Source organism: Kluyvera intermedia, from assembly GCF_021440345.1.
Lineage (GTDB): Bacteria > Pseudomonadota > Gammaproteobacteria > Enterobacterales > Enterobacteriaceae > Kluyvera > Kluyvera intermedia_A.
Map to the genome: position 1 here is coordinate 60,001 of NZ_JAKCNS010000050.1, position 10,531 is coordinate 70,531.

9 protein-coding genes are annotated in these 10,531 nt (G+C 55.6%); 3 read left to right on the forward strand and 6 right to left on the reverse strand.

Annotated features, from left to right (window positions below):
* Positions 1 to 16: 16 nt before the first annotated feature.
* Positions 17 to 1,144, reverse strand: a complete 1,128-nt coding sequence (gene tgt / locus LZ634_RS15780; protein ID WP_052283895.1) for a tRNA guanosine(34) transglycosylase Tgt — start codon at positions 1,142 to 1,144, stop codon at positions 17 to 19.
* A 53-nt stretch (positions 1,145 to 1,197) separates the two neighbouring features.
* On the reverse strand, positions 1,198 to 2,268 hold the full coding sequence (queA, locus tag LZ634_RS15785) for a tRNA preQ1(34) S-adenosylmethionine ribosyltransferase-isomerase QueA (protein WP_234506971.1): 1,071 nt from the start codon (positions 2,266 to 2,268) through the stop codon (positions 1,198 to 1,200).
* A gap of 91 nt (positions 2,269 to 2,359) precedes the next feature.
* Between queA and acpH the strand changes: the two genes are divergently transcribed.
* The gene (gene acpH / locus LZ634_RS15790; protein WP_234506973.1) at positions 2,360 to 2,941 is read left to right on the forward strand and encodes an ACP phosphodiesterase; all 582 of its coding nucleotides are present in this window, start codon (positions 2,360 to 2,362) and stop codon (positions 2,939 to 2,941) included.
* A gap of 171 nt (positions 2,942 to 3,112) precedes the next feature.
* A complete protein-coding gene (locus tag LZ634_RS15795) occupies positions 3,113 to 3,715 on the forward strand; it encodes a peroxiredoxin C (RefSeq protein WP_052283898.1) in 603 nt (200 codons plus the stop codon).
* 121 nt (positions 3,716 to 3,836) lie between these two features.
* Here LZ634_RS15795 and LZ634_RS15800 read toward each other — a convergent pair whose 3' ends face one another.
* From LZ634_RS15800 to LZ634_RS15810, 3 genes are read right to left on the reverse strand one after another with little or no spacing between them, the layout of a single operon-like run.
* Entirely contained in the window at positions 3,837 to 5,672 is a 1,836-nt protein-coding gene (locus LZ634_RS15800) for an amidohydrolase (RefSeq protein ID WP_234506974.1), read from the reverse strand.
* A 20-nt stretch (positions 5,673 to 5,692) separates the two neighbouring features.
* On the reverse strand, positions 5,693 to 6,235 hold the full coding sequence (locus LZ634_RS15805) for an antibiotic biosynthesis monooxygenase (protein WP_234506976.1): 543 nt from the start codon (positions 6,233 to 6,235) through the stop codon (positions 5,693 to 5,695).
* Between the two features lie 56 nt (positions 6,236 to 6,291).
* Positions 6,292 to 6,933, reverse strand: coding sequence for a hydrolase (locus LZ634_RS15810; RefSeq protein WP_052283902.1), 642 nt, complete (start codon positions 6,931 to 6,933; stop codon positions 6,292 to 6,294).
* 272 nt (positions 6,934 to 7,205) lie between these two features.
* Here LZ634_RS15810 and LZ634_RS15815 point away from each other — a divergent pair, with 272 nt between their 5' ends.
* Positions 7,206 to 8,108: a LysR family transcriptional regulator gene (locus LZ634_RS15815; protein WP_234506978.1), complete on the forward strand. Its 903-nt coding sequence runs from the start codon at positions 7,206 to 7,208 to the stop codon at positions 8,106 to 8,108.
* Here LZ634_RS15815 and malZ read toward each other — a convergent pair.
* Positions 8,102 to 9,919, reverse strand: coding sequence for a maltodextrin glucosidase (malZ, locus tag LZ634_RS15820; RefSeq protein ID WP_234506980.1), 1,818 nt, complete (start codon positions 9,917 to 9,919; stop codon positions 8,102 to 8,104). The two genes, LZ634_RS15815 and malZ, sit on opposite strands and share 7 nt — an antisense overlap.
* Between the last annotated feature and the right edge of the window lie 612 nt (positions 9,920 to 10,531).

Here is a 10,531-nt window from a genome sequence, read left to right on the forward strand (position 1 = left end):
TCCCTCATTATTAAAATTAATCAACGTTCAAAGGTGGAACCGTACGCCCCTGGCGTTGGTAAAAATCGGTCACGAAGCTCTCTAATTTACCCTCTTCGATAGCCTTGCGTAAACCAGCCATTAAGCGCTGGTAGTAGCGAAGGTTATGAATGGTATTGAGGCGCGCGCCCAATATTTCGTTGCAACGGTCAAGATGATGCAAGTATGCACGTGAATAATTGCGACAAGTGTAGCAATCACACTCAGCGTCGAGCGTGCTGGTATCGCTTTTGTGCTTCGCATTGCGGATTTTTACCACACCGTCAGTCACAAACAGATGACCGTTACGGGCGTTGCGCGTCGGCATGACGCAGTCAAACATATCGATACCGCGACGAACGCCTTCAACCAGATCCTCTGGTTTGCCCACGCCCATCAGGTAACGCGGCTTATCAGCCGGGATTTGCGGGCAGACATGTTCCAGAATGCGGTGCATATCTTCCTTCGGCTCACCCACAGCCAAACCGCCGACAGCGTAGCCATCAAAGCCAATATCCACCAGACCTTTCACGGAGATATCACGTAAATCTTCGTAAACGCTACCCTGAATGATGCCAAACAGCGCATTTTTGTTGCCCAGACCGTCAAAACGGTCGCGGCTACGCTTGGCCCAACGCAGAGACATCTCCATGGAGCGCTTAGCGTAATCCCAGTCCGCCGGGTATGGCGTACATTCATCGAAGATCATCACGATGTCGGAGCCGAGATCGTACTGAATCTCCATCGATTTTTCTGGATCGAGGAAAATAGGATCGCCGTTGATCGGGTTACGGAAGTGTACGCCCTGCTCGGTGATCTTACGGATATCACCCAGGCTGAAGACCTGGAAACCCCCGGAATCGGTGAGGATTGGCCCTTTCCACTGCATGAAATCGTGCAGATCGCCGTGCAGCTTCATGATTTCCTGGCCCGGGCGCAGCCACAGGTGGAAGGTGTTGCCGAGAATAATTTGTGCGCCGGTGGCTTCAACTTCTTCCGGCGTCATGCCTTTCACGGTGCCATAGGTGCCCACCGGCATAAAAGCGGGGGTTTCTACTACGCCACGGTCAAAAACCAGGCGGCCGCGGCGGGCGCGACCGTCTGTGGTGTCCAGTTCAAATTTCATCATAACTCCTGCGTCAGAAAAACAGTCCGACGTTAAACACTCATGCCGGAAACTTATTCCCCGACACGCTCAGAAATAGCCTGCGGATTGTACGTGATAAACATGGCATCACCGTAACTAAAAAAGCGATATTCCGCTTTTACGGCTTCATGATAGGCGTTCATGGTGTTTTTATAACCAGCAAACGCCGATACCAGCATGATCAGCGTCGATTCCGGCAGATGGAAGTTGGTCACCAGCGCATCAATCACCTGATACTGGTAGCCTGGGAAAATAAAGATTTGCGTGTCACCGAAGAATGGCGCAATCAGTTCATCTTTTGCGGCCTGTGCGGCGCTTTCCAGCGAACGCACGGAGGTCGTACCTACCGCGATCACGCGATTGCCGCGCGCTTTAGCGGCCAGTACGGCATCGACCACGTCCTGCGGCACTTCCGCATATTCGGAGTGCATGATGTGGTCTTCAATGCTGTCCACGCGCACCGGCTGGAAAGTCCCCGCGCCGACGTGCAGCGTGACGAAGGCCATTTCGATGCCTTTTTCACGCAGCTTCGCCAGCAGCGGTTCGTCGAAGTGCAGGCCGGCCGTTGGTGCCGCGACGGCACCCGGCTTCTCGCTGTACACCGTCTGGTAAAGCTCGCGGTCGGCGTCTTCGTCCGGACGGTCAATGTACGGCGGCAGCGGCATATGGCCGATGGCGTTGAGGATATCCAGCACGCTGCGTTCATCGTCGAACTCGACTTCAAACAGTGCATCGTGACGTGCGACCATCGTCGCTTTGATGCTTTCATCGTCGCCCAACAGCAGCTCGGCGCCCGGCTTCGGCGCTTTAGAAGCGCGAATATGTGCCAGAATACGTTTATCATCCAGCATACGCTCGACCAGCACTTCAATCTTGCCGCCGCTGGCTTTACGGCCAAACAGGCGCGCTGGGATCACCCGGGTATTGTTAAAGACCAGAAGGTCGCCAGGGTTGAGCTTATCGAGCAAATCGGTGAAAGTACCGTGCGTCAGCGCGCCCGTCGGCCCGTCCAAAGACAGCAAGCGACAGCTACTGCGCTCGGCTTGCGGATAGTGGGCAATCAGGGATTCAGGTAGTTCAAAGGAGAAATCGGCAACGCGCATGACTGTGACTCTGGGCTTAATAATGAGGCGGGTAGTCTAGTGCCGGGGCGTCGTCCCTGCAACCCTTACCCCTCTGGATAAATAGCAAACAATGAATTTTCTCGCTCATCTGCATCTCGCTCACCTGGCCGACAGCTCCCTGTCGGGGAATCTGCTGGCGGATTTTGTCCGCGGTAATCCCGAGCAGGATTACCCACCGGCGGTGGTTGACGGCATTCATATGCATCGCCGCATCGACGTCATGACCGATAATCTGCCGCAGGTTAAAGAGGCCCGCGAGTGGTTTCGCCCCGAGACGCGCCGGGTCGCACCGATTACGCTGGATGTGATGTGGGATCATTTTTTATCGCGCCATTGGACGCAAATTTCTCCGGATATCGCGCTGGAGGAATTCGTTCGCTATGCCCATACGCAGGTCACGACCATCCTGCCGCAGGCGCCCGAGCGCTTTATCGTGCTCAACGAGCATCTGTGGTCCGAGCGCTGGCTTGAGCGCTATCGCGAAATGGATTTTATCCAGCGCGTGTTAAGCGGCATGGCCAGCCGCCGTCCGAAGCTGGATGCCCTGCGCGACTCCTGGCATGACCTGGATACGCACTATGACGAGTTAGAGACGCGCTTCTGGCAGTTTTATCCGCAGATGATGATGCAGGCGAAAAACAAAGCGCTGTAGGGCTTGCATCGCGCGGCGGAATGGCTATGCTTGATCCTTTGGTAAAAATAAATTATCAATAGCCAAAACCTATCTAATTAATCGTCACAGTCTTTTTGTGTTAGCCGCGGTCTGTGCCTATACTTGCCCGCGTTGCGTTACATTAACCCTATAAATTCAAAGGAGAACCCCATGGTTCTGGTTACTCGTCAAGCGCCTGACTTCACCGCAGCTGCGGTACTGGGCAACGGTGAAATCGTTGAGAAATTCAATTTCAAACAGCACACCCAGGGTAAAGCCACGGTTCTGTTCTTCTGGCCGATGGACTTCACCTTCGTCTGCCCATCCGAACTGATTGCCTTCGACAAACGTTACGAAGAGTTCCAGAAGCGCGGTGTTGAAGTGGTTGGCGTTTCTTTTGACTCCGAATTCGTCCACAACGCATGGCGTAACACCCCTGTCGACAAAGGCGGCATCGGTGCAGTGAAATACGCAATGGTTGCTGACGTTAAGCGTGAAATTCAGCAGGCTTACGGCATCGAACACCCGGACGAAGGCGTTGCGCTGCGCGGCTCCTTCCTGATCGACGCTAACGGCGTTGTTCGTCACCAGGTGGTTAACGACCTGCCGCTGGGCCGTAACATCGACGAAATGCTGCGTATGGTTGATGCGCTGCAGTTCCACGAGCAGCACGGCGAAGTCTGCCCGGCGCAGTGGGAAAAAGGTAAAGAAGGCATGAACGCGTCTCCAGACGGCGTTGCTAAATACCTGAGCGAGAACGTTTCTAGCCTGTAATTGGCTGACGTTTTGCAAAAAAAGGCTCGCATTGCGCGAGCCTTTTTTATTGTCTTTAGGTCAGATTAACCCGATCTAAAGTCGGTACTTAGAACGAGAAGCAAGAGCAGCCTAGGGCGCCTCAGAAGGCACGATCATCCGAAACCGGAATGCCGGATTGACGGGCGAGATCGTGCTGATGGCCGTGCACCCCGCAGCTACCGCAGCACTGATGCATCTGTACCACGGCGCCGATGCGCTCGCTTCCCGGAGGGGCTGATCGGTAATGTCCCGGCACTTTCACCACCGGCGACCAGTCAGGCACAACCGGAATCGCTGGCGGTGCCAGCGGCGTGAAGTGACCCGCCGCGTACACCACCTTGCCGTCAACAATAGTCATCACCGACTCAATGCCTTTGATCTCTTCTTCCGGTACGTTGAAGTAGTCTTTCGACAGCACGACCAGATCGGCCAACTGATCTTTCTCAATGCGCCCTTTCTTACCCTGTTCACTGGAGAACCAGGCACTACCGGCGGTCCACAGCTCCAGGGCCACGTCACGCGGCAGGCGATTTTCATCATCGTACATCGCCATGCCACCGACGGTACGGCCAGAAACCAGCCAGTACAGCGCGGTCCATGGGTTGTAGCTCGCCACGCGGGTGGCATCGGTGCCCAGGCCAACCGGTACATCCAGCTCCAGCATTTTCGCCACCGGCGGCGTATGTTTCACCGCATCTTTACCGTAGCGGTCAACAAAGTACTCTCCCTGGAACGCCATACGGTGCTGTACCGCAATACCGCCACCCAGCGCCTTTACGCGTTCAATATTACGCTCGGTGATGGTTTCCGCATGGTCAAAGAACCAGTGCAGGCCGTTGAACGGGATATCGCGGTTAACCTTCTCAAAGACATCCAGCATGCGACTGATAGACTCATCATAGGTGGCGTGCAGGCGGAACGGCCAGCGGTGCTCAACCAGATGGCGCACCACGCGCTCCAGCTCATCTTCCATGCCCGGCGGCAGGTCGGGACGCGGCTGGAGGAAATCTTCAAAATCGGCCGCCGAGAAGACCAGCATTTCACCCGCGCCGTTGGCCCGGTAGAAATCAGTCCCCTGCCCTGGTTTGAGCATATCGGTCCAGCGTTCGAAATCCTCGATCTCCTGTTTCGGACGCTGGGTAAACAGGTTGTAGGCGATGCGAATAGTCATCTGCTTATTGGCATGCAGCTGCTCAATAATTTCGTAGTCTTCCGGGTAGTTCTGGAAGCCACCGCCGGCATCAATGGCGCTGGTCAGCCCCAATCGGTTTAGCTCACGCATAAACTGGCGGGTCGAGTTGACCTGCATCTCCAGCGGCAGTTTTGGACCTTTGGCCAGCGTGGCGTAAAGGATCATGGCGTTCGGTTTGGCGATCAGCATCCCGGTCGGGTTACCGTTGTTATCGCGAACAATTTCGCCCCCCGCCGGTGCCGGCGTCTCTTTGGTATAGCCCACCGCTTTCAGCGCCGCGCGGTTCAGCAGCGCGCGATCGTAGAGGTGCAGCACGAATACCGGGGTATCTGGCGCCGCTTCATTAAGCTCTTCCAGTGTCGGCATGCGGCGCTCAGCGAACTGGAACTCGCTCCAGCCGCCGACCACGCGCACCCACTGCGGCGACGGCGTGCGATCGGCCTGATCTTTGAGCATTCGCAGCGCATCCGCCAGCGACGGAACCCCTTCCCAGCGCAGTTCGAGGTTGTAGTTCAACCCGCCGCGGATCAGGTGCAGGTGCGAGTCGTTAAGTCCCGGGATCACCGTGTGGCCGTGCAGGTCGATAATTTGTGTACCTTCACCGGCGTAGGACATCATCTGCGCATCGCTGCCGACCGCTAAAATCTTGCCGTTGGCAATGGCCACCGCGTCGGCGCGCGGTTGCTTAGCGTCCAGAGTGTGGATCTGCCCCTGGGTTAAAATCAGTGTGGCTGTTTGTGGCATTACGTTCTCCTTATGCCGGTTCAGGCTTTTTTCAGCCAACCGGCAAACAGGCGGGTCACGATGGGCATCCAGAGCCAGACCACCAGCGCGACCACACAAGCATCATTAATTAAATGCAGCGACAGGGTTCCCTTCATCGACGGCAGCAGCGCGCCGGTAATGGCAGGAACCAGATTGGTGCTGGGGAAAATCACCAGCAGGGTTATCAGGAACTGTTTCCAGCGCTTCGGCTGGTGCACATTGGCGGCGGGTGGGGTGAACCAAAACGCGGCTTCAGTGCGCACTTCGGTATGATCGCCTTCACCCAGCAGCGGCGTTATCTCATCCACCAGCTTTTGCCGTACATCGGACTGAGTCCAGGCGTAGAGGTGCTCGAGGGTGTCGAAACGGATAATAATATTCCACGCCGTCTGCCCATCGACCGGGCGGATAACGTTCGCCCCAAGATGGCCGGGATAGCTGGCGGCAATAGGCATAATCTCGCCAAGCCAGGCTTCATAAAGCGCAACGTGTTCGGGTTGGATGGCGTGAGTAATGACCAGCGTGACATGCTTTTGCGTCATGGCGGAGGGTTCCTTGCTGTCGCAAGCTGGCGGGCAAACCCGCCAGCATCCTGACCTTAGGCTTTACGTTCTGGTGCGCCGTGCACCATGGTGTAGGCGTAATCCACGCCCATACCGTAGGCACCGCTGTGTTCGCGAACCAGGTCCATGACCGCATCGTAGGTTTCTTTGCGTGACCAGTCGCGCTGATACTCAAGCAGCACCTGCTGCCAGGTCACGGGTACCGCACCGGCCTGCACCATACGGTCAATCGAGCGTTCGTGAGCATCCACGGAAGTACCGCCGGAAGTGTCGGTAACCACGTACACTTCAAAGCCCTCTTCCAGCGCCATCAGCGCCGGGAAGGTCAGGCACACTTCCGTCCACAGGGCGGAAATAATCAGTTTTTTACGCCCGGTCGCCTTCACCGCTTTAACAAAAGCCGCGTCTTCCCAGGAGTTCATGGAGGTACGTTCAATCGGTTTCACGTCAGGGTGAACCGCTAATAATTCGGGCCAAATATAGCCACTAAAACTTTTGGTTTCGACGGAGGTATAAATAACCGGAACATTAAATATTTTCCCGGCTTTAGCTAACGCCACGGTATTATTTTTGAGAGTCTGGCGGTCAATATTCGCCACACCGAATGACATTTGCGGCTGATGGTCAATAAAAATTAGCGCGGAGTTTTGCGGATCAATCAGTTCCCGAATAGACATAACACACCTTCTCAATCAATAAGTTAAAAGAAAACGGTTTAAGCTGCCGTCAGTAGCAGGATCCTGAATCAGAAAGCTTGTTGAGTATAGCGGGAAATTTCTAACGAGTTATTAAAGAAAACTTACCATCCTGTGACAATAATAATTTCCTCATGCGATATATCTCATACAACATCAAAAAAATGCGCCAGTTATATCTAATTTATTCACTGGCTTTGTTTTTAAGCATTCGGTACAACGTAGGGGTTAATTTCTCTGGATATTTTAAGCCTATGCGCATCAACCTGGACGTTTTGCTCATCCTCGACGCTCTCGACAAACACGGCTCCTTCGCCGCTGCGGCCGAATCGCTATTTAAAACGCCTGCGGCGCTAAGCTATATGATTCAGAAACTGGAAAACGACCTCAGTATCGAACTACTCGACCGTTCAGGACATCGGGCAAAATTCACCGATACCGGGCGAATGATGCTGGAGAAGGGACGTTTACTGCTCAATGCGGCAAAAGATCTGGAAAAACAGGCGGTGCAGCTTAGCTCAGGTTGGGAAAAAGAGCTGGCGATTGCTCTCGATGATTCTTTCCCTTTTTCTGCGCTGCTGCCGAGTATTGAGGCGTTTTACGCGCTGAATAAGCAAACTCGCCTTAATTTCACCCATCATACGTTAGCCGGTTCATGGGAAGAACTGACCCACAACGGAGCTGACATTATTCTCGGCGCTATCAACGAGCCACCAACTTCTGCTGCCTGGTCTTACAAAATGTTGGGGACTATGGATAACGTGTTTGTCGTCGCGCCAAACCACCCGCTAGCCAGCGCGCCGGAGGGCTTGACCAACGAACAGCTGTGCCTGCACCGGGCAATTGTGATAAGCGATAGCGCCAAATTTTGCCATCCGTTGCAAACCAATCTGATGGATGAGCAGCCGCAAATGCGCGTCGATGATTTCCACAGTAAGGTCATGCTGCTGCGCGCCGGGATCGGCTGCGGTTTTCTCCCCCGCCATATTGCCAGCCCGTGGCTTGCCACGGGCGAACTGGTGGAGAAAGCCGTTATCTCATTTCGGCAAAAAGATGTCGCCTATATGGCCTGGCGCAACGGTCGGGATGGGCTGGCACAGCGCTGGTGGCGCGAAACGCTGCTCGCCAGCGCGGAAATAGCCCACCTCTATCAGTGACCCACCCATACCGTGGCGGAGATAGCGGGCAGGGACAGCACACCATCCGCCACCAGCCCCGCACCTTCTTTACGCTGCCATTTAACGTTCAACAGCGACGAGTCTGGCAGCACCACTTCACAGGCTTCGCGGCGGTTAATGGCAACCATCACGCGTTCTGCACCCAGCACGCGCAGGAACACTACCACATCGCCTTCGGCATACAGCACTTCACAACCACCGTGGCGCAGCGCGGGCGTAGCCTTGCGCAGAGCCGCCAGACGTTGATAAAGCGCCAGCAGTTCGCGGTCCTGCTGTTTCTCATCCCACGGGAACGGCTTACGGCAGAAGGGATCGTTATCACCGTCCAGACCCACTTCATCACCGTAGTAAATACACGGCACGCCGGGCCAGCTGAACAGCCAGACCACCGCCAGCGGTAGCCGTGCGACATCACGCCCGAGCAGCGATTTAAAGCGCGCGGTATCGTGGCTATCAAGCTGGTTAAACATCCGCAGCTGCTGTTGATGCGATAACCCAGCGCGGTAATCTTCCATCCAGGCCACACAGGTTTGAGCATCGATTTTTTGCGGATCGTAAGAGATATCGGTGTTGGCCAGAAAGCCCCACAACGGGAAGGTAAAGCCGCGGTAGTTCATCGCTGCATCTTCCACATCCTGCTGAAGCCACTGCCGCGCATCGCCAAAGTGTTCGCCGAGCACGTAGGCATCCGGTCGCGTAGCTTTTGCCGCCTGGGTAATACCGGCAACGTGCTTGAGGTTATTCTTCACACCGCCGGCTTCCCCCAGCATATGCACCACGTCCAGCCGCCAGCCGTCCATGTTCCACGGCGCTTTTAGCCAGTGGCGAACAATGCTGTCCTCTCCGGCATAGATTTCATTCACCAGCCCGTTCGAGCGATAGTCGAGCTTCGGCAAGCTGGAATATCCCAGCCAGTCCAGCGCTTTTCCGTCGTCAGAGAAACTGTAGCTGTCGCGCCACGGTGACTCCGGATGATGGCAAGCACCTTCGCTACCGCGGTTGTGCCTGTCAAACCAGGCATGGGTATCGCCGCTGTGGTTAAAGACGCCGTCGAGCACCATGCGCATCCCTTCGCGCTGGGTGTTATGGCGCAGACGCAGCAGCGCCTCGTTGCCGCCAAACTGCGGGTCGACCTGGCGATAATCTTCAGTATCGTATTTGTGTACGCTGGGGGCGGTGAAGACCGGATTCAGGTATAGCGCGGTAACGCCCAATTTTTTCAAATAGGGTAGCTTCGCGCTGATGCCGTCGAGATCGCCGCCGTAGAAGGTGGAACCACCCGCTTCAGCAGTCAGTGGTTCATCCCAGTCACGCAGAACAATATCGTGCCCAGCGGCGTGGTGATGATAGACCTTGTCCTGCTGTTCGCTGCGCGACGGGCTGCGGGCAAAGCGGTCAGGGAAAATTTGATAGAAGACCTGATCGGCCACCCACTGCGGGCCAGCGTCCGGGCTGTCATAGGCAAAGAGCTCCAGTTTGGCCGGCGGAATTTCGCTGAATCCCTTTGGCGCAAACCACAGCTGCCGGTCATCCCACAGCAGCTTAAAGCCGTAGCGGCGGCGCGGCTGCCCTTCATATAGCGCTATCTCCCCACGCCACTGCACGACGTCTGGCGCGGGTGATTTACTGCTACGGCGCATCGGCAGCGCCAGCTCTTCGTTATCCACTTCCGCGCGCATCGTGACCCGCTTCGGCAGGTCATCGCCGCGCAGCCAAAGGGTGATTATCAGTTTGTCCTGCTGCTGTTTTATAAAGGGAGCAACAGGCAGGTGCCAGGCGTTCAACATCATCTATCCCCTAATCATCAAAATGTGCCCACCTTGCCATACGCCCAATTTACCCTACTCATCTTTTGGACTTTTTTGTAGGGAGGAGGATGGGGGCGCAGATTTTGGACATACAAAAAACCGGCAGCAAGGCTAATGTTTGTCAGTTTGTTTGTCAGTTTGTTTGTCAGTTAAGTACAAAATTCCGTTCACTCCATGTTTGCAGAACATGCAATAACTGCACCCGTGAACGGGCTAAGGGGGGCGCCGCGCCCCCCTTTGCAATCCCCGCGGCCCCGCGGTGAAATCGGTGCTTCGCACTGCGTTCGCCTGCGAACTCCAGCCTGTGGCACGGCGAAACTCGACGTCCTGTCTCGGTTCGCCTCAGTCCGCCGTCCTGGCGGACTGACCTTGTCTTCCCTTCTCCGGCTCACCGATTTCAAGCGGGGACTCATCGGTTCCAGCGACACTGACGTTTGTTTTTAGCTAAAAAACGGAAGCGGCATAAGTGGCGTCTGAATCGCCGAGGCGTTGCCTGAAGGCCGGGGCAGCCCACAGGGATGTGGGCTGAGGGCGCGGTTTTACAGGGATGTTACCTCGCGCCCGACCCGGAAGCCGGAAGGCATAAGCTGAGGG

Excerpts from the sequence above, each read along its gene's own strand:
- malZ (WP_234506980.1), bottom strand. The coding sequence starts at position 9,919 with ATGATGTTGAACGCCTGGCACCTGCCTGTTGCTCCCTTTATAAAACAG.
- tgt (WP_052283895.1), bottom strand. The coding sequence starts at position 1,144 with ATGAAATTTGAACTGGACACCACAGACGGTCGCGCCCGCCGCGGCCGC.
- queA (WP_234506971.1), bottom strand. The coding sequence starts at position 2,268 with ATGCGCGTTGCCGATTTCTCCTTTGAACTACCTGAATCCCTGATTGCC.
- LZ634_RS15810 (WP_052283902.1), bottom strand. The coding sequence starts at position 6,933 with ATGTCTATTCGGGAACTGATTGATCCGCAAAACTCCGCGCTAATTTTT.
- LZ634_RS15795 (WP_052283898.1), top strand. The coding sequence starts at position 3,113 with ATGGTTCTGGTTACTCGTCAAGCGCCTGACTTCACCGCAGCTGCGGTA.
- LZ634_RS15815 (WP_234506978.1), top strand. The coding sequence starts at position 7,206 with ATGCGCATCAACCTGGACGTTTTGCTCATCCTCGACGCTCTCGACAAA.
- LZ634_RS15805 (WP_234506976.1), bottom strand. The coding sequence starts at position 6,235 with ATGACGCAAAAGCATGTCACGCTGGTCATTACTCACGCCATCCAACCC.
- LZ634_RS15800 (WP_234506974.1), bottom strand. The coding sequence starts at position 5,672 with ATGCCACAAACAGCCACACTGATTTTAACCCAGGGGCAGATCCACACT.
- acpH (WP_234506973.1), top strand. The coding sequence starts at position 2,360 with ATGAATTTTCTCGCTCATCTGCATCTCGCTCACCTGGCCGACAGCTCC.